The sequence below is a fragment of the Methanothermobacter crinale genome, from assembly GCF_055397825.1.
Window position 1 is genome coordinate 382762 of the sequence record NZ_AP042450.1, and the last position, 23890, is coordinate 406651.

28 protein-coding genes and 1 tRNA gene are annotated in these 23890 nt (G+C 40.6%); 9 read left to right on the forward strand and 20 right to left on the reverse strand.

Features of this window, described 5'->3' with window-relative positions; translation table 11 throughout:
- Positions 1 to 116 precede the first annotated feature (116 nt).
- A complete protein-coding gene (locus tag ACZ5XX_RS02310) occupies positions 117 to 596 on the forward strand; it encodes a hypothetical protein (RefSeq protein WP_464585218.1) in 480 nt (159 codons plus the stop codon).
- Here ACZ5XX_RS02310 and ACZ5XX_RS02315 read toward each other — a convergent pair.
- Both ACZ5XX_RS02315 and ilvE read right to left on the reverse strand, forming a co-directional pair.
- The gene (locus ACZ5XX_RS02315) at positions 580 to 1413 is read right to left on the reverse strand and encodes an undecaprenyl-diphosphate phosphatase (RefSeq protein ID WP_464585220.1); all 834 of its coding nucleotides are present in this window, start codon (positions 1411 to 1413) and stop codon (positions 580 to 582) included. The genes ACZ5XX_RS02310 and ACZ5XX_RS02315 overlap by 17 nt on opposite strands.
- Positions 1414 to 1461: 48 nt before the next feature.
- On the reverse strand, positions 1462 to 2382 hold the full coding sequence (gene ilvE, locus ACZ5XX_RS02320) for a branched-chain-amino-acid transaminase (protein ID WP_464585222.1): 921 nt from the start codon (positions 2380 to 2382) through the stop codon (positions 1462 to 1464).
- 102 nt (positions 2383 to 2484) lie between these two features.
- On the opposite strand from ilvE, the gene ACZ5XX_RS02325 reads away from it, so the two are divergent.
- Positions 2485 to 2557, forward strand: a tRNA-Val gene (locus ACZ5XX_RS02325).
- A 217-nt stretch (positions 2558 to 2774) separates the two neighbouring features.
- Positions 2775 to 3293, forward strand: a complete 519-nt coding sequence (locus ACZ5XX_RS02330; protein WP_464585224.1) for a DUF11 domain-containing protein — start codon at positions 2775 to 2777, stop codon at positions 3291 to 3293.
- A gap of 17 nt (positions 3294 to 3310) precedes the next feature.
- On the opposite strand, the gene ACZ5XX_RS02335 is transcribed toward ACZ5XX_RS02330, so the two are convergent.
- Positions 3311 to 4006: a restriction endonuclease gene (locus ACZ5XX_RS02335; RefSeq protein WP_464586155.1), complete on the reverse strand. Its 696-nt coding sequence runs from the start codon at positions 4004 to 4006 to the stop codon at positions 3311 to 3313.
- Positions 4007 to 4129: 123 nt separating this feature from the next.
- Between ACZ5XX_RS02335 and surE the strand changes: the two genes are divergently transcribed.
- Complete coding sequence (surE, locus tag ACZ5XX_RS02340; protein ID WP_464585226.1) at positions 4130 to 4900, forward strand: 5'/3'-nucleotidase SurE; 771 nt, start codon at positions 4130 to 4132, stop codon at positions 4898 to 4900.
- 34 nt (positions 4901 to 4934) lie between these two features.
- The gene (locus ACZ5XX_RS02345; protein ID WP_464585229.1) at positions 4935 to 5126 is read left to right on the forward strand and encodes an LSM domain-containing protein; all 192 of its coding nucleotides are present in this window, start codon (positions 4935 to 4937) and stop codon (positions 5124 to 5126) included.
- On the opposite strand, the gene ACZ5XX_RS02350 is transcribed toward ACZ5XX_RS02345, so the two are convergent.
- The 4 genes from ACZ5XX_RS02350 to ACZ5XX_RS02365 are packed head-to-tail and all read right to left on the reverse strand — an operon-like array spanning position 5118 to position 9359.
- The gene (locus ACZ5XX_RS02350; RefSeq protein WP_464585231.1) at positions 5118 to 6116 is read right to left on the reverse strand and encodes a methanogenesis marker 12 protein; all 999 of its coding nucleotides are present in this window, start codon (positions 6114 to 6116) and stop codon (positions 5118 to 5120) included. The two genes, ACZ5XX_RS02345 and ACZ5XX_RS02350, sit on opposite strands and share 9 nt — an antisense overlap.
- 13 nt (positions 6117 to 6129) lie before the next feature.
- On the reverse strand, positions 6130 to 7116 hold the full coding sequence (ilvC, locus tag ACZ5XX_RS02355; protein ID WP_464585233.1) for a ketol-acid reductoisomerase: 987 nt from the start codon (positions 7114 to 7116) through the stop codon (positions 6130 to 6132).
- Positions 7117 to 7139: 23 nt separating this feature from the next.
- Positions 7140 to 7637, reverse strand: a complete 498-nt coding sequence (gene ilvN, locus ACZ5XX_RS02360; protein ID WP_464585235.1) for an acetolactate synthase small subunit — start codon at positions 7635 to 7637, stop codon at positions 7140 to 7142.
- Between the two features lie 3 nt (positions 7638 to 7640).
- Positions 7641 to 9359, reverse strand: a complete 1719-nt coding sequence (locus tag ACZ5XX_RS02365; protein WP_464586157.1) for an acetolactate synthase large subunit — start codon at positions 9357 to 9359, stop codon at positions 7641 to 7643.
- Between the two features lie 126 nt (positions 9360 to 9485).
- Here ACZ5XX_RS02365 and purD point away from each other — a divergent pair, with 126 nt between their 5' ends.
- On the forward strand, positions 9486 to 10796 hold the full coding sequence (gene purD, locus ACZ5XX_RS02370; protein ID WP_464585237.1) for a phosphoribosylamine--glycine ligase: 1311 nt from the start codon (positions 9486 to 9488) through the stop codon (positions 10794 to 10796).
- 19 nt (positions 10797 to 10815) lie between these two features.
- Complete coding sequence (gene argF / locus ACZ5XX_RS02375) at positions 10816 to 11715, forward strand: ornithine carbamoyltransferase (protein ID WP_464585240.1); 900 nt, start codon at positions 10816 to 10818, stop codon at positions 11713 to 11715.
- 8 nt (positions 11716 to 11723) lie between these two features.
- Here the strand turns inward: argF and argS are convergent, their stop codons facing one another.
- Genes argS through ilvD form a run of 3 tightly spaced genes read right to left on the reverse strand, consistent with a single transcriptional unit; the run spans position 11724 to position 15512 of the window.
- The gene (argS, locus tag ACZ5XX_RS02380; protein ID WP_464585242.1) at positions 11724 to 13406 is read right to left on the reverse strand and encodes an arginine--tRNA ligase; all 1683 of its coding nucleotides are present in this window, start codon (positions 13404 to 13406) and stop codon (positions 11724 to 11726) included.
- A 16-nt stretch (positions 13407 to 13422) separates the two neighbouring features.
- Positions 13423 to 13845 carry a signal peptidase I gene (locus tag ACZ5XX_RS02385; protein WP_464585244.1) on the reverse strand — a complete coding sequence of 141 codons (423 nt, stop codon included), beginning with the start codon at positions 13843 to 13845 and terminating at the stop codon, positions 13423 to 13425.
- A gap of 14 nt (positions 13846 to 13859) precedes the next feature.
- Positions 13860 to 15512, reverse strand: coding sequence for a dihydroxy-acid dehydratase (gene ilvD / locus ACZ5XX_RS02390; RefSeq protein WP_464585246.1), 1653 nt, complete (start codon positions 15510 to 15512; stop codon positions 13860 to 13862).
- Between the two features lie 72 nt (positions 15513 to 15584).
- On the opposite strand from ilvD, the gene ACZ5XX_RS02395 reads away from it, so the two are divergent.
- Positions 15585 to 16841, forward strand: coding sequence for an MgtC/SapB family protein (locus tag ACZ5XX_RS02395; protein WP_464585248.1), 1257 nt, complete (start codon positions 15585 to 15587; stop codon positions 16839 to 16841).
- Here ACZ5XX_RS02395 and ACZ5XX_RS02400 read toward each other — a convergent pair.
- Positions 16810 to 17142, reverse strand: coding sequence for a cupin domain-containing protein (locus tag ACZ5XX_RS02400; protein WP_464585250.1), 333 nt, complete (start codon positions 17140 to 17142; stop codon positions 16810 to 16812). The genes ACZ5XX_RS02395 and ACZ5XX_RS02400 overlap by 32 nt on opposite strands.
- Before the next feature lie 14 nt (positions 17143 to 17156).
- Positions 17157 to 18638 carry a hydroxylamine reductase gene (gene hcp / locus ACZ5XX_RS02405; RefSeq protein ID WP_464585252.1) on the reverse strand — a complete coding sequence of 494 codons (1482 nt, stop codon included), beginning with the start codon at positions 18636 to 18638 and terminating at the stop codon, positions 17157 to 17159.
- Positions 18639 to 18724: 86 nt separating this feature from the next.
- Here hcp and ACZ5XX_RS02410 point away from each other — a divergent pair, with 86 nt between their 5' ends.
- Positions 18725 to 18985, forward strand: coding sequence for a hypothetical protein (locus ACZ5XX_RS02410; protein WP_464585254.1), 261 nt, complete (start codon positions 18725 to 18727; stop codon positions 18983 to 18985).
- A gap of 305 nt (positions 18986 to 19290) precedes the next feature.
- Here ACZ5XX_RS02410 and ACZ5XX_RS02415 read toward each other — a convergent pair whose 3' ends face one another.
- The 8 genes from ACZ5XX_RS02415 to ACZ5XX_RS02450 all read right to left on the reverse strand — a co-directional run bounded on the left by ACZ5XX_RS02415 (position 19291) and on the right by ACZ5XX_RS02450 (position 23744).
- Positions 19291 to 19539, reverse strand: coding sequence for a hypothetical protein (locus ACZ5XX_RS02415; protein ID WP_464585256.1), 249 nt, complete (start codon positions 19537 to 19539; stop codon positions 19291 to 19293).
- Between the two features lie 441 nt (positions 19540 to 19980).
- Positions 19981 to 20424 (reverse strand): hypothetical protein, encoded by a 444-nt coding sequence (locus ACZ5XX_RS02420; RefSeq protein WP_464585259.1) that lies wholly within the window; start codon positions 20422 to 20424, stop codon positions 19981 to 19983.
- Between the two features lie 54 nt (positions 20425 to 20478).
- Positions 20479 to 20997 (reverse strand): hypothetical protein, encoded by a 519-nt coding sequence (locus ACZ5XX_RS02425; RefSeq protein ID WP_464585261.1) that lies wholly within the window; start codon positions 20995 to 20997, stop codon positions 20479 to 20481.
- A 67-nt stretch (positions 20998 to 21064) separates the two neighbouring features.
- Positions 21065 to 21436 carry a hypothetical protein gene (locus ACZ5XX_RS02430; RefSeq protein ID WP_464585263.1) on the reverse strand — a complete coding sequence of 124 codons (372 nt, stop codon included), beginning with the start codon at positions 21434 to 21436 and terminating at the stop codon, positions 21065 to 21067.
- A gap of 203 nt (positions 21437 to 21639) precedes the next feature.
- Positions 21640 to 22164: a hypothetical protein gene (locus ACZ5XX_RS02435; RefSeq protein ID WP_464585265.1), complete on the reverse strand. Its 525-nt coding sequence runs from the start codon at positions 22162 to 22164 to the stop codon at positions 21640 to 21642.
- A 78-nt stretch (positions 22165 to 22242) separates the two neighbouring features.
- Positions 22243 to 22749, reverse strand: coding sequence for a hypothetical protein (locus tag ACZ5XX_RS02440; RefSeq protein WP_464585267.1), 507 nt, complete (start codon positions 22747 to 22749; stop codon positions 22243 to 22245).
- Positions 22750 to 22801: 52 nt separating this feature from the next.
- A complete protein-coding gene (locus ACZ5XX_RS02445; protein ID WP_464585269.1) occupies positions 22802 to 23335 on the reverse strand; it encodes a hypothetical protein in 534 nt (177 codons plus the stop codon).
- Complete coding sequence (locus ACZ5XX_RS02450; RefSeq protein WP_464585271.1) at positions 23313 to 23744, reverse strand: hypothetical protein; 432 nt, start codon at positions 23742 to 23744, stop codon at positions 23313 to 23315. Before ACZ5XX_RS02450 ends, ACZ5XX_RS02445 begins: the two co-directional genes overlap by 23 nt.
- Positions 23745 to 23890: the final 146 nt, after the last annotated feature.

Consider the following 23890-nt stretch of genomic DNA (forward strand, 5'->3'; position numbering starts at 1 on the left):
GTGGTTTTGTCTCCTATTTTTTTATAAAAAATTTTAATTTTGGCTTTTTAACTGGGGATTTTATTGTGTATTTCAAATCACGTCTTATAACGTGGGATTATCTTAGGATGCAATTTGTGGATTATCTCGGGACTGTGACCTTTAATATGTTTATTTCGAATATTTTGATAATATTTTTTTGTATATTCTTGGGGTTTCCCATTATTAAGGTTGTATTCGTAGATCTTATAGGATTTTCTGGTGCTTTGTTGAATGCTTTGATTTCTCGTTTTGGACTTAGGGGTTTGATAATATACCTCGGCTTATTTCATTTGCATTTTGAGATCCTGGGGGCTCTGCTTTCAATAGACGCTTTCTTAGCTTTTTATATTTCCTTGTATCATTCATTGAATGCTGGTTCAACTAAGATTTTCATTAGGGAACTTAGGAGTGGATTTTTGCCATTATTGTTGAAGATAGTTATCATATTTTTAGTCGCAGCATTTATGGAAGTGTTCTGGAGCACGTGGTGGGTTTACATTTGGACTCATAAATATATCCCATGGCAACAGTTTTATTTTGAAGTTTACAATGTGAAATTCATAAGATGCTTATAAGGAGCGTTAACCCCCCTATTATCCAACAGTAACATGAGAATAAAATTAGATTTCTCGTTCTTATAAATTTCAAAAAATATTTAATGGCTAAATAACTGGAAATCGTGGCCGCGATAAATCCTAATGTGAAACTTTCTGTTTCAAAATGGAATCCGCCCATTATATCCTTTAATTGGACTAATGAGGCCCCCAGTATCGCTGGTATGGATAATAGGAAACTGTATTTTGCCATGAATTCTCTTTCAAGTCCAAGTGATAGACCAGTTGCTATAGTCGCCCCTGAACGGGATATACCTGGCATTATAGCACATCCTTGGGCGAAACCTATCAAAAGGACATCGGCCAAGTTCATGCTCTCAAAAAGTCTTTTCCTTGGAAACTTTCTATATAATATCTCAGAAGCCCATAATATGAGACCTGTGGTAATGAGTAATGACCCAACTGCCGGCAGATTGTTGAAAAGTCCCTCGAAAAAGTCCTTGAAAAAGACACCCATTAAACCCGCTGGGATGCTACCAATTATTATAAACCAGGACAATCTCTTAATGGGATCATTTTTAATCCCTTCACTAAAAGTCCCCTGGGGGATGTCTAGTAGGCTCGAAAAAAAGCCTTTAAGAATATCCACCACTTCAATTCGGAAATATCCGATAACAGCAACGAGGGTAGCTATGTGAAGAAGAGTGTCAAATGCAAGATCTGAATAATTCATACCAATAAGATGTGGCACTATTACAAGATGGGCAGAACTACTTATGGGTAAAAATTCTGTAGCACCCTGGACTATTCCCAATATTATCGCTTGTATAACATCCAATAAAATCCACCTTTTGATAAATTGTGGAATGGGTCTGCTACCACAATTTTATTCAATGTATTTTAGCCATTCAAATCTGTCATCGGCCTCTGCTCTTAAAATTTCGAAGAAACTTTCTTGGAGTTTTTCTGTTAGGGGGCCTCTTCTCCCATTTCCAATCTTTATACCATCAACTGATCTTATAGGTGTTATTTCGGCTGCTGTTCCCGTGAAGAACAATTCATCTGCTATATATAACATTTCACGTGGTATGCGCTCTTCTTTCACATTGATATCCATTTCTTTGGCTAATTTTATAACTGAATCTCTTGTTATCCCAGGCAATATTGAGGAGGATATTGGTGGAGTGTAGAGTTCACCATCCTTTACTATGAAAATGTTTTCCCCACTACCTTCACTTACCATACCATTGTAATCGAGCATTATACCCTCGTCATAGCCGTGCTTTATAGCTTCTATCTTCACTAGTTGAGAGTTGAGGTAATTTCCACCTGCTTTAGCCATGTTTGGGAGGGTGTTTGGCGCCATCCGCCTCCAAGTTGAAACTCCGACATCAACACCTTCTTCTAATGCTTCCTGTCCAAGGTAGCTTTCCCATTCCCATGCTGCGATCACAACTTCCACTGGACAGTTAAGGGGGTTTACACCAAGCTCTTTATGGCCTCGGAAAACAACAGGCCTTATATAGCATTCCTTAAGATTGTTAATCTTAACTGTTTCGATTACAGCTTCACATATCTCCTCTTCGGTGTAGGGGATGTCAATCATATATATTTTCGCTGAATCAAACAGTCTCCTGACATGGTCTTCCAAGCGAAAAATGGCAGATCCTTCCCTGTTCTTATAGCATCTAATTCCTTCAAAGACACTGGATCCATAATGTACTACGTGTGAGAGTACATGTATTTTTGCTTTATCCCATTCTACAAATTGGCCGTTAAACCATATCTTACCTTTGTTGGATAACATAAGGATAACCTCGGCTTATTTTTTTAGAGTATTTGCTACTGTATATACAATGGTATTGGGGGGGAAACTTTATATAGATTAGATGTAGTATTTTCTAATCAAGGGCCGGTGGTCTAGGGGTTAGGATACCTCGCTTACAACGAGGTGGTCGCGAGTTCGAATCTCGCCCGGCCCACTTTTTAGGATAAAGATTTATATTATCACATAAAAATAATTGGGTATAGAAAAAAAACTTCTAGTTTTTCTATGCACTAGATTATGGGGGGTGAATGATGAAAAAGATTTGCACTGATACTTGCACTGGTAATGCTAGTTTCTATGATGGCTATTGGAACGGTTACAGCACAAGAGAATGAGAAGGAGAAGCAGATTTAGCAGTTGATGTTACCTTGATGGACTCTGAACTTAACCCTATAGAGAATGCTACTGTTGGTGATGAAGTTGTAGGTGTCGTTCAAACAGCGAAACTTGGACCAGATGATGCGACTGATGTTGAGGTTTCTTTATGGCAGCAAGGATTTGGGAACCCTGACGTGGAAAACATTGTAAACGGGTGGTCTGTTTCATGGGATAATGGTACCACGTGGAACGATAATGATCCTTCATTTGATCCTGAAGAGGCAATATGGTATATAGGTGACATGCCAGTCGAAGACGTTTACACACTTTTAGTAGGTTTCACGGCAAAGACTGCGGGAGAAGGAGTCCTTGGAGCTTACATATTTGAAGGTTCTCAATATGATCCGGATCCCACAAACAATGAAGACGAATATACCATTGATATCCCAGAATCTGTTAGTCCTGTCTCTGCCGGTGAGGTTCCTATGCAACCTACAGGCGCACCATTAGCACTTGCAGTACTCTCAGTACTCATGACACTCGGCGGTCTAATAATACCTAAAATAAGATAATTTTTATTATATTTTTTTTAGATGAGTATTATGATTATGAGTATTAGGAGGGATATGAAAAAGACTACGGTGCCCCGGAGTAATATGAACATTTTCTCCTTTTCTCCGATGGGTGTTATACCATATGACAGGATAAATGAGAAAAATATTTTCAGTATCCCGAGGATCCTATCATCTAATTTAACAAAGGTTTCTATAAGTTGTGTGAGTCCAATCGAGATTCCAACCACTAATAAGACTAGAAAGAATAGGTTTTGGAATAGTACTCTAAATTGTTCGAAGATGGGGGTTTTAGGTTCCCTCCGGGATAATGAACCTCCCTTAATATTAAAATTGGACTCTTTAGGCGTGTAGGACTCTATTTCATCATGGAATTCTTCTTCTGGTGCTTGGAGTCTTTTTGAAAATTTTTCGGCCAAGGATATTATCCCTGCCCTGTCTATAAGTTTAATATTTTTCCTGGCAGCATAATTAAGGGCTTGTTTCGTATAATCTGATGTGGTTACGATAACTATTTTAGAAGCTTTAAGATTTTTTGCAACCATCTCCATTTCTTTTAAAACATCTAACCCTACCTTCCATTTTTTATCATAATTTTTACAAGCTACAACCACGCTAAGATCACCGACAGCGGTGGGAATAACGCCGTAGATGTCCACAACATGCCTTGAGGTTCTGAAATCCTTATAAACCTTGAAACCAGATTCTTCCATGATCTTGGCTATGAAATTTACTAGCTTCTCTTTCTTCAAATCTCCCACCTGAAAATTGATTCCATTGTCATATATATACCTATAATAATTAAAAATGTTGCCAATAAGGGGGATGAAATTAAAATGATCTTGATAACCAATGATGATGGAGTGAATTCTTCGGGTATAATAGCTGCAAAGGATGCTGTGAAAGGCCTTGGAAAGTGTGTAATAGTGGCCCCTGCCACGCAGCAGAGTGGGATAGGACACGCTTTAACACTATTTGAGCCTATTAGAGTTAATGATGTTACATTAAGGGACGGTACCATGGCCTATTCTGTTTCTGGGACGCCAACTGATGCTGTTATCATTGGCATTTTTGAATTGGCAGAGGAAAAACCAGACCTTCTGATTTCTGGGATAAATATGGGTGAAAATCTTGGAAAATCGGAATTGACAACATCTGGGACTATTGGGGCTGCAATGGAAGCTGCTGTACATGGAGTGCCGGCTCTTGCAGTTTCGTTGCAAGTGAAAAGGGGTGATATTAAATTCCATGATGGACATGTTGACATTGATTTTTCCACTGCAAAAAAGATAACATATAGAATAGCTAAGAATATCCTAAAGAAAGGTCTGCCAGAAGGTGTTGACTTCTTGAACCTTAATATACCTTTGCACATGAAAAAAGAGGAAATCAAGCTCACAAGATTGGGTGACAGAATGTATAATGTGCATGTGCAAAAGAGGCTCGACCCTCGTGGCAGACCATATTATTGGATTGATGGGGAGCCTGCGGGCCACGATCTCCCCGGAACAGATGTTTATACGCTTAAGGAAGAGAATGTTGCTACGCTCACACCACTATCCCTTGACTGCACATCTGATCTTAAATCGATGGAAGGGTGGCTTTAACCCATGGCAACTTACATAATATATGGGGTATTATATGGTTGATAAGATTAACAGACAATTTTTAAAGTTTAAGGGCAAAAGGGTGCTTGTCACTCTAAAAAATGATAATGAACATGAAGGCAGACTTATATCCATTGACAATTATCTTAACGCTGTCCTTGAGACAGAGAGTGGGATTCGGTTTATAAAAGGTACTAAAATAGCCTTCATTTCACTGTTAGGGTAGGGTTTCTACTTCGATTCCGAGGATTTCTTTTTTTCCGTTGTAGATGTCCCTGGCTATCTGGGCACTTCCTAGCGATCCTGAAGTGGCTGGTAGCCTATGAACCGTCACTGGACAGTTTAATTGTCTTTTGAGGATATCATAAAAGTTTATGGGCTCTTTCATAGCCCCCATGGATCCTGTGAGTACTATGCCATCTATCTTATCAGCTATGCTTATAAGTCCCCAGATTTCCATTGTTATGGTCATTGCCATTGTATCGATGGCTAGTCTTGCTTTATGGTCGCCTTCAAGATATTTCTTTATGAGTTCATCCTTCGCCCTTGCGACCTTTGTATCTATATCTGCTATCTTCACAGCCCCTGCATGTGAGAAGCATTCGTTGGCAGTGTTATAACCGTCATCGATCGTCCTGATCATTTCAAGATCTAATGGGCCATGTATGACTCCCATTGCGCCTATACACGCGTCCATAGCCCCTCTTATAATACTGTCTTGGATTAGGATGGTTACTGTGTTGGAGCTTATATCTGAGACTATCATGTTTTCCCAGCCAGTCTCGAGATGAGCATTGTAGGATATGCTGACCTTTTCTGCACTTCCATGGTGGGAGTATGCTGCTTTGAAACGTTCATCTAGACAGGGAAGGTTCCGGTGTAGGCCAGGGATTAGGACCGTTGGTATTCCTGACTTTTCTATCTCTGAGTATACTGCTGTTCCACCCCCTGTGACTTTACCAGCACCACCAATAGAGATTATACCCCTATTTTCAACCTTTTCTAGGGGTTTGATGGTTGTTATGGCATCCCCCATCGCGTAAGTTATTGCCATGAGTTCGATTTCTGAGGGGTCTATTCTTTTTGAGAGCTCTTTTATTGCAGATACTTTACCCTTTGAGAGTTCCTCACGTCCTAGTTTGAAGTGTTCAATTTCCTTTGATAGAATAGTGAAGGATATGCCTGTGGTGCCATGGTCCATTCCAACGAATGCCAATATTTTTTCCACCTTATCTTTGTAGACCGCAAAGTTTTCGCAGTTTGGATCCTATTTTTTCAATCTTTAACCCTGCTTCAAGTTCTCGCATTCTTTTTAACATTGGCCTGCCGGCTTTGTTCTCTAGTGTCCATTCTTTTGCGAATTCACCTTTTTGGATCTCTTCTAAAATCTTTTCCATTTCTTTTTTTGTGTCTGGGGTGATTATTCTTGAGCGTCTTGTGAGGCCTCCGAACTCTGCGGTGTTGCTGACATTTTTCCACATTCCAGTGAATCCTTTTTCATATATGAGGTCTACTATTAATTTTAGTTCGTGGCATGTTTCGAAGTATGCTAGTTCTGGTTGGTAGCCTGCCTCCACCAGAGTTTCGAAGGCTGTTTTTATGAGTTCTGTGACACCACCACAGAGGACGGTTTGTTCACCGAAAAGGTCTGTTTCGGTCTCCTCCTTGAAAGTTGTTTCTAGTATCCCTGCTCTCGCGAATCCACAAGCTTTACCCATTGCGAGGGCTATTTCAAGCGCTTCTCCTGTTGCGTCAACTTCAACCGCCACTAGTCCGGGTATTCCGAAACCTTCCAAGTATGTTCTTCTGACCATGGCCCCAGGACCCTTTGGTGCTATCATTGTAACGTTAACTCCCCGTGGGGCTTTTATGTACCCGTAGTGGATGTTGTACCCGTGTGAAAATGATATGGTGTTTCCTTCTGTTAAATATGGTTCTATTGACTGTTCATAGACTGTTGCTTGTATTTCATCAGGTATGAGAATATGTACGATGTCGGCTTCCCTTGAAGCATCCTCTATTGTCATAACATTCATACCATCCTTTTTTGCCATATTCCATGAACTTCCACCGCTCCTCACACCCACTATCACGTTTAGTCCGCTATCGGCCATGTTTCTGGCTTGTGCTCTTCCTTGGCTACCATATCCTATGACTGCTATCTTTTTATCAGCTATCACATCCATTTCTATGTCATTTTCGTAATAGATTTTCATATTCAATCCTCCTCCAATTTTATTTATATTGTCTTGGAGCCTCTGGACATTGCTGTGGGGCCTGTTCTTGCCAATTCTTTTATGCCGAAGCCTGTCATGAGTTCTATGAATGCATCTATCTTGTTGGTGTCCCCTGTAATCTCCACGGTTAGGGTTTCTGTGCTCACGTCAACTATTCTTCCGCGGAAGATGTTTGCATATTGTATTATCTCTGATCTTGCTCTTTCTTCGGGGGCGTGGACTTTTATGAGGCAGAGTTCTCTTTGGACTATGTTTGTGGGTTCAAGGTCCCTTACTTTAATGACATCGATTAGTTTGTTTAATTGTTTTGTTAGTTGTTCTAGGAGCTTATCATCACCTTTTGCTATGATTGTCATGCGGGCGAGCCCTGGGGTTTCAGATTCCCCAACTGTTATGCTTTCAATGTTGAAACCTCTCCTTGTGAACAATCCTGACACCCTCTGTAATACCCCTGGTTTGTGTTCGACTATGGTGCTAATTATATGGGTTTTAACTTCCATTGTTCATTCCTCCACTTTCCCCTCTTTGATGGGTTTTGTTTCTACTTTATATTCGCCCACTATTTCCGTGAGCCCACAGCCAGGGGGCACCATTGGGAGTATCTCCATAGGATCTATAACGATATCGATAATGGTGGGGTCACCGGAATTTATAGCCCTTTTTAAGGCTTCTTTAACTTCTCCGGGTTTTTCCACTCTTTCAGCTTCTATATTGTATGCTTCTGCTAGTTTGACAAAATCTGGTACTTCTCCGAGGTGTGTGTGTGACATTCTCTCATCGTAGAACAGTCTTTGCCACTGCGCCACCATTCCAAGGTGTCGGTTGTCCATGATACAGATTGTAATGGGTATATCATATTCTCTGAGGGTTGCGAGGTCTTGTGATACCATGAGGAATCCGCCGTCGCCGCATACTGCCACCACATTTTCTTCTGGCAGGGCCATTTTCGCCCCCATAGCGGCTGGAAACCCGAAACCCATCGTCCCAAGGCCGCCTGATGATATGAATTTCCTGGGCTTCTTTGAGGTGTAGAAGTGAGCCATCCACATCTGGTTCTGGCCAACATCTGTTGTTACAATTGTGTTATCATCTATGGTTTCCATTATTTCTTTTATGACCTGTTGAGGTTTTAGTGGGGTTTCTTTTTCGAATGTTATTCTTGGCATGCATTTGTTGCGGAACTTTATGGTTTTTTCGAGCCATTCTTCCTTTTCCGAGTTTATATTCCCCTTTTTTAGTATTTTTAGGATGTCTTGGAGGACTTTTTTGGCGTCGCCGACGATTGGTATATCTACTTCTATGTTTTTACCTATTTCTGCTGGGTCTATGTCGATGTGTATTATTTTAGCGTTTGGTGCGAATTCTGCTATGTTCCCGGTTGTACGATCTGAGAATCTGCATCCTATTGCTATTAGGCAGTCGCATTCGTGTACTGTTAAGTTTGCGGCTTTTCTACCATGCATGCCTAGCATTCCAAGTGAGTATGGGTGGTCTTCTGGGAATGAGCCTTTCCCTAGGAGTGTTGTTGTTACTGGGGCTTTTATAATATTTGCTAACTCTTTAAGTTCTTTTGACGCGCCGGATATTATGACGCCCCCACCGGCTAATATAACAGGCCTTTTTGCGTTTAAGATAGCATCTGCAGCCTTTTTTATCTGTAGTGGGTGGCCTTTTAATGTGGGTTTATATCCTGGTAATTTAAACGGTTTGTCTATGTATTTATCTAATTCAGCTTCTTGTATATCCTTTGGAAGATCTATTACAACGGGTCCTGGTCTTCCTGTTTTTGCTATTTTGAAGCTTGATTTTATTATCCGTGGTATGTCGTTTGGGTTGGTTGGCCTGAAGCTGTGTTTTGTGATGGGCATTGTTATGCCGAGCATGTCCACTTCCTGGAATGCGTCGTTACCGATGAGTTGAGTTGCGACTTGTCCTGCTATCGCTATCAGGGGTGATGAATCCATGTAGGCTGTTGCGATTCCTGTTACGAGGTTTGTTGCCCCGGGACCTGATGTGGCCATGCATACGCCCACTTTACCTGAGGCTCTGGCATATCCATCTGCTGCATGTGCCGCGCATTGTTCATGTCTTACCAGGATGTGTTTGAGTTCTGAATCATATAGTACATCATATAATGGGAGCACCGCCCCTCCTGGATATCCGAATACTGTTTCTACTCCTTCATCTAGAAGTGCCTGGACTATTGCTTGTCCTCCGTTCATAGGAACACCTTTGAGTACACCATTTTTTATCATTATTATTAATGATATATGCTTATAATCTTGCAACTTTATATAAATAACTAAAAAATAAAACTAATCTTATTTGTTAGGAGGGGGGATTAACCCATGAAGATCTTGGTAGTGGGTACCGGAGCGCGAGAACATGCCATATGCAGATCACTAGAAGACGAAGCCGAAATTTATTCTTTCATGAGCAACAAAAATCCTGGGATAGCGCGTATCGTGAAAGGTTTCAAATTAGGAGATGAAACAGACACTGAAAAGGTTAAAAGTTTTGCAATCGAAAAAAATATTGATATGGCATTCATCGGGCCAGAAGCCCCACTAGAAAAGGGCATAGTAGATAAGCTACTCGCCGCTGAAATTGAAGCAGTAGGCCCCACAGCCGAAGCTGCCAAGATAGAAACTGACAAAGCATTCATGCGAATACTTTTCGAAAAATACAGGATACCAGGCTCACTCCAATACCGAGTATTTGACAATTACCAGGAGGTTAGCCAATTCTTGGACGAGTTTGAAGGCGAGGCTGTGGTAAAGCCTGTTGGGCTCACAGGGGGCAAAGGCGTTAAGATCGTAGGAGAACACTTAAAAGACAATGAAGAAGCGAAAAAGTATGCTAAACAGGTGATAGAGGAAAAAATCGGCGGCCAATCAAGGGTTGTTATCGAAGAAAAAGTCACTGGAGAAGAGTTCACCCTCCAAGCATTCTCTGATGGTGAAAAATTAGTCCCCATGCCAGCAGTCCAAGACCATCCACACGCATTCGAAGGCGATCAAGGACCAATAACAGGGGGCATGGGATCCTACTCAGATAAAAACGGACTATTACCATTCCTAGGAAAGAAAGAATATGACCAGGCAGTGAAAATAATGAGAAAAACCATAGAGGCTCTAAATAAGGAGGTGGGCCCATATAAGGGTATATTATATGGACAGTTTATGTTAACCCATGACGGACCACGCATTATAGAATACAACGCCCGCTTCGGAGACCCGGAAGCCATGAATGTCCTACCATTACTCGAAACTAACATGGTCAACATATGCGAAGGGATAATCAACACCAACCTAAAAACCGCCAAGTTCAAAAAATTAGCAACAGTCTGCAAATACATAGTGCCTAAGGGGTACCCTGAGAAGGGTGAAGCTGGAAAACCATTGGAAATAGATGAAAAAAGGATAAAAAGTGAGGGGGCTGACATCTATTATGCTTCAGTGAATGAAAAGGACGGTAGGATATACACGACATCATCACGGGCTGTGGCACTAGTTGCATTAGCAGAGGACATCTACACAGCAGAAAAAACATGTGAAAACGCCACAAAGTTCGTTAAAGGAGATGTATATCATCGAAGAGATATCGGGACAAGAGAACTCATCCAAAAAAGGATCAATCATATCAAACAGATAAAATAATGACATTTGGAGAATAAAAATGAGGCATTTAATATCAGTATGTGACATGAAAGGCAAAGTAGAATACCTTCTAGACCTTGCAGATAAATTCAAAAACGGTTTGATAAAAGGAAAACCATTAAAGGACAAATATATGGCTATGGTATTTGAGAAAGCCTCGACAAGGACAAGAGTATCATTTGAGGTGGGAATGAGCCAATTAGGGGGAACACCACTCTATTTATCAGCCCAGGACTTGCAACTAGGAAGAGGTGAACCCATAGCAGATACAGCACGAACGCTGAGCAGATACGTCGACGCCATAATGATAAGGGCATTCAGGCACCAAGATGTTATAGAGTTGGCTGAGAACGCATCAGTACCAGTAATTAACGGTTTAACAGATCTTGAACATCCATGCCAAACACTCGCAGACATGCAAACCATAAGGGAATATAAAGGAGATTTCAACCGCAAATTAGCATTTATAGGTGATGGTAACAACGTTTGCAATTCCCTAATTTTGATATCGGCAATCCTTGGAATGGACATTTATGTCGCTTCACCAAAGGGCTATGAACCAAATAAGGTGATAGTGAAGAAAGCTGAAGAGATTGCCCGTGGCCAATCCATGATAAAGGTAACCAATGACCCATACGAGGCCGTGGCCGGGGCTGATGTTGTCTATACTGATGTATGGGTTAGCATGGGACGTGAAAATGAAACAGAAGAAAGATTAAAAGCATTCAGACCATATCAGGTTAACAAGGATTTGATGGATCATGCGAAGGCTGACGCCATATTTATGCATTGTTTACCAGCGAAAAGAGGCCAGGAGACAACGTCTGATGTGATTGACGGTCCGAATTCAGTAGTATGGGACCAGGCAGAGAATAGGCTCCATGCACAGAAGGCTATCATGTATTGGCTAATAAGATGAGTCCCTCATCACATCATGGTAGGGGCTTCTATCCCAAGGAGTTTAAGCCCGTTTCTGATGGTTTTCTTGACCCTGTCAACTATGATGAGGCGTGCTCCCTCAAACTCTGAGCCGATTACTGGTGTGAACTTGTAGAATTTGTTAAATGCATTTGCAAGTTCTTGCAGGTATTGAGCTATTAAATGAACCCGTCTAGTTTTTGCAGATTCCTCAACAACCCACGGAAATTTAGCTAGTAATCTTATAACGTCCCTTTCTATTTCATTTGGTGACCATTTCTTTTCTATTTTAATATCATCATTAAATAAGGCTTTTTTGAGTAATTTGCATGCCCTTGCATGGGCATATTGAATTGATGCGCAGCCCATTTCAAAATTTAATGCCTCATCCCATTTGAAGACGAGATGTTTCTCTGGGGATAATTTTGCAATATAATATCTTATAGCCCCCACACCTATCTTATCGGCGATATCCTCAATTTCTTCTCTTTTTAAGTCTTTTCTTCTCTTTTTTATTTCTTTGACCGCCCGTGATTTGGCTTCATCTATGAGATCGTCCACTGATACGAAAACACCCCTACGGGTGGACATTGAACCTTCCGGGAGCGTTATGAATTCATAGAATATAACTTCTGGTTTTTTACCGCCGAGTAATTCCATGGCCGCCTCTATTTGTTTAACTGCTAATTTATGGTCAGATCCTAAAATGTCAATGACTATATCGCAATTATTTGATTTGTATAGGTGGTATGCGATGTCCCTCGTGGAGTAAAGTGAAGTGCCATCTGAGCGGGTTAATATGAGCTCTTTATCTATGCCAAAATCTTCTAAGTCTAGGTATAGGATATCATCTTCTTGGATGTAATTGGTCTTTTTCAGTTTTTCAAGGATATGTTGCACTGATCCGTCCCTTACAAATTTGCTTTCCCAGACAAATTTGTCATGTTTAATATGGAGTTCTCTGAGCGTATCTTTTATACCCTGCAGACACTTTTCAACAGCTTCTTGGAATATGGTCTTTAGTTTGCCATTTTCATAGGATCTTATAAGTTCATCAATCTCATCCTTTAATCTTGGATTCTTCTCAAGGCGCTGGTTGACCTCGAAGTATAATCTGCCGATTTTATGATCCCATTTATCCCCTGGATAATCCTCTAAGCTTTTTTCGAGACTTAGAAGACCCCATACTATCATAGCTATTTGTCTGCCCATATCATTCACATAATATTGGGTTTCAACACTATAACCTGCAAATTTAAGTATCTTTGCGAGCGAATCTCCTATAATGGCGTTTCTTATATGTCCAATGTGTAGTGGTCCGTTGGGGTTGGCAGAAGTGTGCTCTATGATGACTTTTTCATTTTTCTTGGGTGATCTGCCATAATCATCATCTATAGAATCTAATAGTTCCCTTGAAAAACTCTGATAATCTATAAAAAAGTTTATATAGGGGCCCTTTGCTTCTACCTTTTCAAAGAGGGGGGGTAAATCCACCACTTCTATTATGGTTTTGCTGATTTCAACAGGGTTCTTTTTTAATTTGCTTGCAAGTTCGAATGATATTGTTGTTGCAAGATCCCCTAGTTCGGGGCTGGGGGGTTCTTCAAACCTTATATCAACCAGAGGATAATCAAGGACCGAGAAGGCTTTTTTTAACGATTTTCTTGCCAATTTTTCCGCTACTTTTATCATTGATTCACCGTTGTTTCTATAATCCTTTTATCCACAAGGTTATGTATCCTATCTTAGGTATTATGAGGAGGTGATTGTCTATTTTGATTACGCGGGCTGTTACTTGTGATGGTCTTACCTTTTCAGGGTCTGGGACGGGATTGTTATCACCCTTGGTTATATAATATACTCCATTTTCATCCTCCTTGATATCTATAATCCTGTGTATAACAGGCTCGGGGAACCAATTAGCATTATATATTATGATATCCCCTTTTTTAACATCCAATGGATTGAATTCTTGGAGACCGAAGAAGTCGCTTTTCTCGACTATAACAATGTCTCCACGGTAAAATACTGGCTCCATGCTACCTGAAACAACGACATTCATGTGCTGTGAAAGTATTAAAGCCGCTAATAATATTACAATGTATGTTACTAGTTCTAGATGATCTTTCAACCTTATTCACCTACTCATCCCTTTAATATTGCGCCTTTATCAGCTGAAGTTGCAAGTTTCTGGTATCTTTTAAGCCATCCTTTAACTTTACGTGTTGGTTGTCTAGATTTGGAGATTCTATCTTTTATCTCATCAGATGAAAGTTCAACATCTAATCTTCTTCTGGGGATGTCTATTTTTACTATATCACCATCTTCTAGGGCCGCGATTGGACCGTATTCAGCAGCTTCTGGGGATACATGTCCTATACATGGTCCTCTAGTACCTCCAGAAAATCTTCCATCTGTTATAAGGGCTACTCTTTCTAATCCCATCCCTGCGATGGCAGAAGTTGGATTGAGCATTTCTCTCATACCTGGACCACCCTTAGGACCCTCATATCTTATAACTACAATATCTCCTTCTTCTATTTCCCCGCCAAAGATTGCTTTGACGCATTCTTCTTCGCTGTTAAATACTTTCACACTTCCTTTATAAATTAACATGTCTTCCGCGACTGCCGCCTGTTTAACCACCGATCCACGAGGGGCTAAATTACCCTTTAAAATAGCTATCCCACCCTCTTCGTGTATTGGATCATCTAATGACCTTATAATATTCGGATTTTTCACCTTTGCATCCTTTATATTCTCCCTTAATGTCTTACCTGTGCATGTAATCACATCTAGGTTTATTTTCTTTTCCAGAACTTTGAGCACGGCTGGTATACCACCAGCCTTTTCCAAATCTATCATATGATTTTCGCTTGCAGGAGATATTGAGGCTATATGTGGAATCTTTCTACTTAACTCATCAAACAAATCAAGTTTAACATCAACATCATCAAGTTCTGCTGCAATCGCCGGCAAATGGAGTGTGGTATTTGTTGAACCTCCCAATGCAACATCTACCGCAATTGCATTTTCAAAGGCTTTCTGGCTCATTATATCCGCTGGTCGAAGATCTTCTTTCACCATTTCAACAATCCTTTCTCCTGAAAGACGTGCAACATGTAACTTCTTAGAATCCACTGCATGGGCTGTGGCGCAACCAGGAAGACTCATACCAAGAGCTTCAGTAAGACAAGCCATACTATTGGCCGTGAAAAGACCCGCGCATGAACCAGGCCCTGGACATGCACATCTTTCTAATTCATCTAGGACTTCACGGCTTATCAAACCCTTCGAAAAAGCGCCAACACCCTCATATACGTCTATAAGATCAACATTTTTTCCCTGACATTCCCCAGGTAACATGGGCCCTCCTGTGACAACTATACTTGGGATGTTAAGTCTAGCAGCGGCCATCAGCATCCCTGGTACTATTTTGTCACAAGATGAAAGGAGTACTAGACCATCCAATTTGTGTGCTTGGATCATGCTCTCAACAGTATCAGCCACTATTTCCCTTGAGGCGAGAGAATAACGCATTCCATCATGGTTCATTGCTATACCATCACAGATAGCCATGGTATGGAATTCGAACGGGACGCCACCAGCTTGGTTCACACCAGCTTTTACGGCTTCTGCCAACTTTTTAAGGTGGAGGTGTCCTGGTACTATGTCAGTGTAGCTGTTTGCTATCCCAATGAATGGTTTTTCAAAATCTTCATTTGTCATGCCACAAGCTCTTAAGAGTGAACGGTGAGGGGCTCTTTCAAATCCCTTTTTAATCTCATCACTTCTCATAAGAAAATCCACCTAAGGTTTTAGCTGTTGTAGATTTATAAATATATAGGGTGATGGTAAATAATTAATGGTATGGAATCTTTAATTTTAAGAGTCTTAATATCCCTTGGCATCGGGGCCCTCATTGGCATTGAAAGGGAAAGGAGGAGGAAGGGTGCAGAATTTGCGGGTATAAGGACTTTTATGTTAATGGCGCTCTTAGGGACATTATCAGTTTTTGTTTCGGAAACTTTCCCATATTTTTTGCTTGTAGCATTTATAGGACTTGTCTCCCTTATATTCGCAGGTTATATTATGAGTACAAAGGATGATGGTGATATTGGGCTTACAAGTGAAGTTGCAGCTCTCCTTACGTTTGTTCTTGGCGCCATTTGCGCATCTGGTGAGGGTTACAAGTTTGCACCGATTATAGCGATCATCATAACAGCATTGCTCGCACTTAAGAAGTATTTGCACCTCTTCGCCCGCCGTATAAGCGAAAGAGAGATGATAGACACCCTAAAGTTTCTTGTGGTCGCATTTGTAATATTGCCTTTGCTCCCTAACACTTATATTGGCCCTTTCCATGTTTTTAATCCGTACCAGATATGGTTAATGGTTGTTTTTATATCGGGTATAAGCTATGCAGGATATATTGCCATGAAAATAATAGGCCCGGAGATGGGTCTTAGTGTTACAGGGATCATGGGAGGCCTTGTATCAAGTACTGCAGTTGTAACAGCCATGGCAGGGCGAGTGAAAGAATCTGAAAGCGTGCTGAAAGCTGCTGTATTCGCGTCTGTTGTTGCGAGTTCCATGATGTTTTTCAGGATATTATTCGAAGTCATGGTGATAAATCCTAGTCTGTTAACACTCCTTTCACCGCCACTTTTTACAATGGGGATTTTTGGAATATCATTAGGTTTGACTCTCCTTAGAACTTCACATGAAAATGTGAAATCAGAGGTAAAATTGAAAAACCCATTTTCCTTAAGGCCAGCTTTCATATTCGGAGCCCTCTTCATGATAATATTATTCATATCAAAGGCTGCGAACAATTATATGGGTAATATGGGAGTTTATGCGGCTGGTATAGTATCTGGTGTTGCTGATGTTGACGCAATCACCGTCAGTATGGCTCTACTTTCTAAAAATAATATGATATCATCATATACTGCTACAATCACCATAACACTTGCAAGTATTTCAAATACCTTGGTGAAACTTGGGATAGCGTTCTTATTGGGCACTAAAAACTTCGGAAAGAAAATAGGAATGGTGTTCGCTTCTATGATATTCGTGGGATTGTTAATAATTATTACTTTGCCTGTCGTGATTTTATCATGGTGAGGATCATCTTGTATGGTTCTATGGCATATAGTGCGTGTGGTTCGTTGGCTGGCATTATTATCATTTCACCAGCTTCTAGGACATGTTTTTCGCCACTTATTGTTATCTCGGCTTTACCATCAATGATTTGAACCATGGCATCGAAGGGCGCTGTATGTTCACTTAAACCTTGGCCTTTGTCGAAAGCGAATATTGTAACTGTACCTGTATCCCGTCTTATAATTTCACGGCTTACTACTGCACCTTCTTGATAATCTATAAGTTCTTGCAGCTTTAGAACTTTTCCTTTCAGTTTTTCCATTTTTCACACCGGGTTTAAATTTTTAGCATTTCTTTCATATCCTTTTCTGGGGAGCTTATAAGTTTTAGATTGTAGTTTTCAACTAGGAATTTTAAGATGTCTTCATTAGCCCAACCTGGGAGTATTGGGCCAATATATATCTCCTTCATGTTTAGTGCGAGTAGGCTCCAGAGTATGGCTGTTGCCTTTTGTTCCATCCAACTTAGAACTATGCTGAGTGGGAGCTCGTTGATCTCCATGTTGAATAATTTGCTGAGGGATTCTACGATTTCTATTGCTACTATGGCGTCATTGCATTGTCCGAGGTCTATTAGTCGTGGTATGCCTTGGATATCTCCTAGGTTCATGTCATTGAATCGATATTTTCCACAGGCTAATGTTAGTACGATGGTATCCTCTGGAAGTTTATTTACGAATTCTCTGTAATATTTTGCCTTTGGGAGTGGTGAGTCGCAGCCACCAACAAGGAAAAATCTTCTAATTTCACCATCTTCTACAAGTTCTTTTATCTTATCAGCCAATGATAGTATAGTTGAAGCTCCAAAACCAGTTGTAAATGTTATTTTTTTACTTTCTTCTTTGAGTTCGGGTAGTTCCAGGGCTTTTTCAATTAACGGTGCGAAATCATAATTTTTGATGTATTTTACTCCTGGGAGTTTTGCAACTCCGCAAGTGAACATTCTATCCTTGTATTCGTCTTTTGGGAGTAGAACACAGTTTGATGTTCCAAGTATTGCCACTTGATACCTTGAAAATGTTTCTTTTTGATCGAACCATGGACCTCCAAGTTGTCCTTTGAGGTTTTCATATTTTTTCAAGCCTGGATAACCATGAGCTGGTAGAAGCTCTGAATGGGTATAAATATTTATGTTCGTGTCCTTTGTCTGTTTTAGTAATTCTTCTAGTGCTTTTAAACTGTGTCCTGTTACTATGATTCCAGGTCCTGTTGATGCTCCGACCTTTACTTTTGTGGGTTCTGGTTCGCCATAATTGTCTATGTGCGCTCTTTTGAGGAGTTTCATTGTTTTTATGTTCATCTGTCCTGCTTCGAGTGCGAGTTTTATGAATTCTTCAGGGTCGAAGTTGACATTTGTGAGGGTGGAGTAGAATCCTTTTTCAAGGAATGCATCTATTTCTTTATCTGTATATCCTAGTTCTCGTGCATGATAAAGGTAGGCTGAGATTCCTTTTATTGCGAATAGGAGGTTGTCTTGGAGTCTTGCTACTGTGGGTTCTTTTCCACAGACACCTCTTATGGTGCAAGCTTTCCCCCTCACTGTCTGGGAACATTGGTAGCAGAACATTTGGATGTCTTCGACCCTTGTCCGGGGCTTTTCTTCCTTTAATGGTTCGAATTGCTCTTTACCCACATTACATATTGGACATTTCCAGTCTGCGGGTAATTCATCAAAACTTGTGCCCGGTTTTATACCCTGGGTAGGGTCGCCCTTTTCAGGGTCATAGATGTAATCACATACTTTGCAACGATATTTCATATTTTTCACCTAAAGAGATAATATTGGATTATAAGCGTAAGTAATTTTTGTCACTAAAGGACTGTAAAATAGGACTATGGGGACTAATGGATAAGGCAATAAAAGAAGCTTTTAAAATAATCGGATTGATAGAACATGAATCAAACGCGTATATAACCTTGAATTCGCTCATATTAGCCATTGCCACTGAAATAAGTCAAAAATCGAAAGTTCTAGGATCCGCATTTATGATATTTTCAGATCCCTTGAAAGTAAAGGGTTTATTGAAATCGAGAAAGTTAAACTTTAAAATATCATGTAATCCCTCCAAGGGAAGTGATATCAAATTCAAAGAAAAAAATAGATAAGATATTCGAAAAGGCAGAAAAAACTTATGAAAATGTATGAAGATAGAATATCAAAGGTTCCAGCACCCATCTGGCTCATCCATATTCTTCAAAACAAAAACAAAAAAAGGAGAAAAGGGGAGAATTGTACGTGTCTATTTTTTCTCTGCGGCTTTTATGAGTGCTTTGAGGACGCTGATGGGGCCAGCCTTGCTTTCTCCGATTTTTTCTTTTCTTTCTCTTTTTTCTTCCTCTTCTTGTCTTAGTTTCGCAGCTCCGTCGACTTCTGCGGTTCTGGTTTTTGGGAGACGCTCAGGTTGAGATATTTAATGAAGGTGGTCGTGGCCTCGTCTCTTCTTTCGTTCTTCTATGAGCTTTCTGCCGATCTCTTGGAGGAGTTCTGTGTCGTATTCTGCTTCTTCTTTTTCTTCTGTTCTCTCTTCGCCTATTTCGCCGATGAGGAGGAGTGCCATGTTAATTACACGTTCCAGGTCTGGGATTGACTTGATTTTGACCGCGTCTCTGGACTTACTCCGACGTTCCTCCAGCACTTCAAAAATAAGATCGTTAAGCAATTTCAGATATTGAACCTTAAGGTCAACTAATTGCTCGTTTAACCGCTCCTCGACTTTCTGATTAATCGTAGCGGCTCGGATAGATTCTCTCTCATCCCAATTAAACTTCTTTTTCCACTCCCAAATTGTGGATTCGCTCCGACCACACTCCGATGCTGCTCCTGCTACAGCCTCGCTCTTTGATTTACCCTGCTGTCGAAGCTCAAAATAGAGATTCCAGGCGTCTCGGTGGATTTGCTCCTCGTTCATGGCTATAAGGTGAAAAAGTTGATTTTCCTCATTATATTATTACAGCAAAAGCGTTACAAAAAAAGCGTGAGGCAGGCTTTTCACATTTTCTAACCTTGAAAAAAGGAGAAAGAGAAAAATTCAAGGCTTTCCTGTTATTCCCTCATTTGCCCCCCTCGGCTATTTTGTTTGGCGGGAGTCGTGGAAATTCTTCTATTTTGGTTTTATTGATTTTATGATATCCTCGGCAACATCTTTGGCATCAAGATTGCACATTACAGTGAAAACTGTCCCGTCCTTCTGGAAAACATAGTATCTTAGACCTTCCCCTTCATATATGCTGCATTCTACACCGTTAAATGTTTCCTTTTTTAACCGACCAGCATTCAAATCCTCTGCAGTAGCCTTTTCTAGTGTTTGGAGAGTCTCATTCGTACAAGCCATAATAGCTACTCTGTCTCCATATTCGTTTGCGAGAATTACATCTTCACCAGCAGCTCCATGACTTACACTTGTTTCAATGCTCCAGTCTTCTGGGTATTCAAAGGTCATATATTCGCTGTCGTAAGTCTTTTTGCCCCCGATGCATCCTGATGTTGAAATGGCGAGGAGGAATATTATGCAAATGGCAAGCCAGGCAAGTTTATTTGATGGCATGATAAAGTTCCCCTGGGGATGACTATTAGCATAATTATATTTAAGTTTCAAGGGTTACCATTTGCTTTCTATGTGCTCTTTGACATCAGGATGTCTTGACTTGATAGCTTCTATCCTAGCCTCGATTTTGTTAATTTCCGCGGTTATATCATCTGATTGATGCTTAAGATCCCATGCGCCATCATAATCGCCTTCTTTTACGCACATTGCTATACTTCTCCATAATTCTTGGTTCTTTGAGACTAGTTGGTTTCTTTCTATGAGCAGTTTTATTATTTCTTTGTATGGGCCGTCAGCATACTGATAAGCTTTTCCTTGGAGTGAAATCACTTCTTCTCCCTCTTTGATAGCCTCATCGAATTTAATAATAGCTTCGTCCATATCGCCTCTTTCATAATATAGAAGAGCTTCAGCTACGGTTCTGTTCTCTTCATCGCAAATTTTAGCTGCTTGTATCATGTATTTGTCCATCTGCGACATTCTGTAGTTCTTGTAGGTGATGTAACCCGCCACAGCCACAGCAACCACTAATACAACAACCGCTATTTTTAGGAGGGTCTTTTTTTCAATCATAGCCACACCATATAATCTTGAATATTTGCTCTGTTGTCAAGGTCTTCATTCTATGCAAGAAGATTTTTTAGTCATGGTAGCATCCTGCTTTTGGATCCCAATGCTCATATTCTGAAAAGTATTCTCCTGTATCCACGTCATAGTACCAGGCCACCCAATCATGGGTGATTTCATCATCATAGACATAGTACACAGGTCCTACTATATGATGACCTGAACCGGACCTTTCACCTAGGCTCTCTTCAGTACTTTGCTCTGGTGTATTGCTCACGCCCGTACTATTGCCAGCTATGCTTGTTTTGTTGGTTGTGTTTGTCTTATTACCTTGTATTGGGATAGGAATCTCTTTTTGGATGTTGATGAGCATTCCTGTGGTGAATGCTAAGGCCCCGACTAGGATGAAGCATGCCACAAGGAGGATTTTTGTTGTTTTATCCATTAGTGGCACCACCTTTGCCTGACTAAAGTTGTATATGACTGCTATATCTTAATAAACTTATTATCTGGGGGGGTAGCCACCCTACAGATGATGAACTTCATAACTAAATGAAGTTTAAAGTCTTTTGTTCTTGTTTCTTCCTTTGCGAGTCGCAGAATTCTTCTATTTCTTGCTCTAAGGCTCCTTCTTTTACTTTTTGACTTCTATTTTGGTTTTATTGATTTTATGATGTCTTTGGCGTGTTCTTCCGAAGCTGGATAGTACAGTATCACCGCGAAAGACTTCCCACCTTTACTAAAGATGAAGATTTCATCGTCGTTCGCAGTATGGTAACGCTTGCAACTTACCCCATCTATTACTTCTTCCCCAAGATAATCTGCATATATATCTGTGGACTCTTCGTCGAACCCAAATAAGCGTTTCATAACTTTGTAGATATCCAAAGTGTCGCTAGCAGTTACAACTTCTATGCCCGTATCTGCACCTGAAAGAAGCACGAACTCCTCCATGCCCCTATATTCAGTTAGGTGTTCACAAACAGTCAAGGTGACAGGGCACTGGAACGTCATATATTTGCCGTTGAAGTAGCCGCCTGAGGGTATCATGTAATCGTCATCGGAAGTTTCTGAAGGTTCCTCGGGAGTTTCTGAAGGAGTCAGAGCATTATATATTGCTGCCGCTCCGATAAGAAGGCAACAAATCAAGAGGAAGACTCCTGCAGCTTTCAAGAGAGACATGCCCAAAACAAACCTCCTATGTTTTTGCTATTAAGAGGTATGATATTTCCTTCTTTTATTTTTTGACTTCTATTTTGGTTTTATTGATTTTATGATGTCCTCAGCAACATCATCAACTTCGATATTGCAGCGGATCGCGAAAGTCCTCCCATCCTTCTGGAAAAAGTAGTGTTTATCTATAAATTTAGGGATAAGGCTGCTACCTTTGTACATACGTTCAGTGTATATGGTGCAATGTACTCCGTCAATTGTCTTGTACTCAGGCCCGCTTATCTCTATATCAGGTCCTTGCATCATCATCCCTGCTATCCATATTGATTCAATGTCTTCTAGGCTAGCACGTTTATAAGCGGCAACTCCTATGAACCCGTCTTCGCTTCTGATACCTACACATTCACGCTCTTCTATCTCTCCACGATCAAGAAATACAGGCTTTGTGATATTCCAGTCTTCGGGGTATTCGAATGACATGTATGTACCATTGTATGCCCTTTTGCTCCCGATGCAGCCTGATGTTGAAATGGCGAGGAGGAATATTATGCAAATGGCAAGCCAGGCAAGTTTATTTGATGGCATAATAAAGTCCCCCTGGGGATGACTATTCATAACTATATTTAAGTTTCAAGGGTTACCATTTGCTTTCTATGTGTTGTTTGACATCAGGATGTTTTGACTTGATAGCTTCTTTCCTAGCCTCGATTTTCTCTATTTCTGTAATTATGTCTTTTTCTTGGTCTTTAAGTTCCCATGCGCTAGCATAATCGCCTTCCTTTATGTATTCTAGCCTGCTTCTCCATGACTCCAAGCCTTGTAGTATCAACTGATCCCTTTCTATGAGTAGTCCTATCACTTCTTTGTATGGGCCGTCAGCATACTGATAAGCCTTTTCCGCGAGTGATATCATCTCTTTTAGTTCTTTTATCGCTTTATCCACTTTAATAATTGCCTTGTCTATATCACCTTCTTCAGCGTATGTGTTAGCTTCTTCCCGGGTTCTATTGAACTCGTCTACCAATTGATTCGCTTGTATAACGTATTTGTCCATTTGTGCCATTCTGTAGTTCTTGTAGGTGATGTAACCCGCCACAGCCACAGCAACCACTAATATAATGACCGCTATTTTTAGGAGGGTCTTTTTTTCAATAATAGACTTCACCTCCATTTGCTCTGATCTCCTCCCGCCATGATTCAAGCACGTTTTCGGGTGCCCCGGCGAGATTGGTTGTCTCTTCACCGACGTAGACTCTGTAGCCGCAATTTGGGCATGATGCGTAGCATGCTCTATGTAGTATTCCGTTTTCGTCGAGGAGATATGGTATTTTGATGGGTGCTGAACAACTAATACCACAGTACGGACAGATGGGGCGTCCATACTCATCCCGCTTGAGCGTGGAGCTTTTGCCATTGTCAGTTGCATTATCAGGGCTTGTGTGGTTAACGGTTTTGTTCAATGTGTCATATGAGGTTGGCAAATTTTCCTTCCAGATGTTGATGAGCATTCCTGTGGTGAATGCTAAGGCCCCGACTAGGATAAAGCATGCCACAATGAGGATTTTTGTTGCTTTATCCATTAGTGGCACCACCTTTGCCTGACTAAAGTTGTATATGACTGCTATATCTTAATAAACTTATTATCTGGGGGGGTAGCCACCCTACAGATGATGAACTTCATAACTAAATGAAGTTTAAAGTCTTTTGTTCTTGTTTCTTCCTTTGC

What these genes read in the sequence shown, in the direction of transcription:
- ACZ5XX_RS02335 (WP_464586155.1), bottom strand. Translation starts at nt 4,006, where the DNA reads ATGGAAGAATCTGGTTTCAAGGTTTATAAGGATTTCAGAACCTCAAGG.
- ACZ5XX_RS02420 (WP_464585259.1), bottom strand. Translation starts at nt 20,424, where the DNA reads ATGCCATCAAATAAACTTGCCTGGCTTGCCATTTGCATAATATTCCTC.
- ACZ5XX_RS02330 (WP_464585224.1), top strand. Translation starts at nt 2,775, where the DNA reads ATGGACTCTGAACTTAACCCTATAGAGAATGCTACTGTTGGTGATGAA.
- ilvE (WP_464585222.1), bottom strand. Translation starts at nt 2,382, where the DNA reads ATGTTATCCAACAAAGGTAAGATATGGTTTAACGGCCAATTTGTAGAA.
- ACZ5XX_RS02400 (WP_464585250.1), bottom strand. Translation starts at nt 17,142, where the DNA reads ATGGAAAAACTGAAAGGAAAAGTTCTAAAGCTGCAAGAACTTATAGAT.
- ACZ5XX_RS02430 (WP_464585263.1), bottom strand. Translation starts at nt 21,436, where the DNA reads ATGGATAAAACAACAAAAATCCTCCTTGTGGCATGCTTCATCCTAGTC.
- ACZ5XX_RS02410 (WP_464585254.1), top strand. Translation starts at nt 18,725, where the DNA reads ATGGATAAGGCAATAAAAGAAGCTTTTAAAATAATCGGATTGATAGAA.
- ACZ5XX_RS02395 (WP_464585248.1), top strand. Translation starts at nt 15,585, where the DNA reads ATGGAATCTTTAATTTTAAGAGTCTTAATATCCCTTGGCATCGGGGCC.
- argF (WP_464585240.1), top strand. Translation starts at nt 10,816, where the DNA reads ATGAGGCATTTAATATCAGTATGTGACATGAAAGGCAAAGTAGAATAC.
- ACZ5XX_RS02345 (WP_464585229.1), top strand. Translation starts at nt 4,935, where the DNA reads ATGGTTGATAAGATTAACAGACAATTTTTAAAGTTTAAGGGCAAAAGG.
- ilvN (WP_464585235.1), bottom strand. Translation starts at nt 7,637, where the DNA reads ATGGAAGTTAAAACCCATATAATTAGCACCATAGTCGAACACAAACCA.
- ACZ5XX_RS02425 (WP_464585261.1), bottom strand. Translation starts at nt 20,997, where the DNA reads ATGATTGAAAAAAAGACCCTCCTAAAAATAGCGGTTGTTGTATTAGTG.
- argS (WP_464585242.1), bottom strand. Translation starts at nt 13,406, where the DNA reads ATGATAAAAGTAGCGGAAAAATTGGCAAGAAAATCGTTAAAAAAAGCC.
- ACZ5XX_RS02450 (WP_464585271.1), bottom strand. Translation starts at nt 23,744, where the DNA reads ATGGATAAAGCAACAAAAATCCTCATTGTGGCATGCTTTATCCTAGTC.
- hcp (WP_464585252.1), bottom strand. Translation starts at nt 18,638, where the DNA reads ATGAAATATCGTTGCAAAGTATGTGATTACATCTATGACCCTGAAAAG.
- ACZ5XX_RS02440 (WP_464585267.1), bottom strand. Translation starts at nt 22,749, where the DNA reads ATGCCATCAAATAAACTTGCCTGGCTTGCCATTTGCATAATATTCCTC.
- ACZ5XX_RS02445 (WP_464585269.1), bottom strand. Translation starts at nt 23,335, where the DNA reads ATGGAGGTGAAGTCTATTATTGAAAAAAAGACCCTCCTAAAAATAGCG.
- ilvC (WP_464585233.1), bottom strand. Translation starts at nt 7,116, where the DNA reads ATGAAAATCTATTACGAAAATGACATAGAAATGGATGTGATAGCTGAT.
- surE (WP_464585226.1), top strand. Translation starts at nt 4,130, where the DNA reads ATGATCTTGATAACCAATGATGATGGAGTGAATTCTTCGGGTATAATA.
- ACZ5XX_RS02365 (WP_464586157.1), bottom strand. Translation starts at nt 9,359, where the DNA reads ATGAACGGAGGACAAGCAATAGTCCAGGCACTTCTAGATGAAGGAGTA.
- purD (WP_464585237.1), top strand. Translation starts at nt 9,486, where the DNA reads ATGAAGATCTTGGTAGTGGGTACCGGAGCGCGAGAACATGCCATATGC.
- ilvD (WP_464585246.1), bottom strand. Translation starts at nt 15,512, where the DNA reads ATGAGAAGTGATGAGATTAAAAAGGGATTTGAAAGAGCCCCTCACCGT.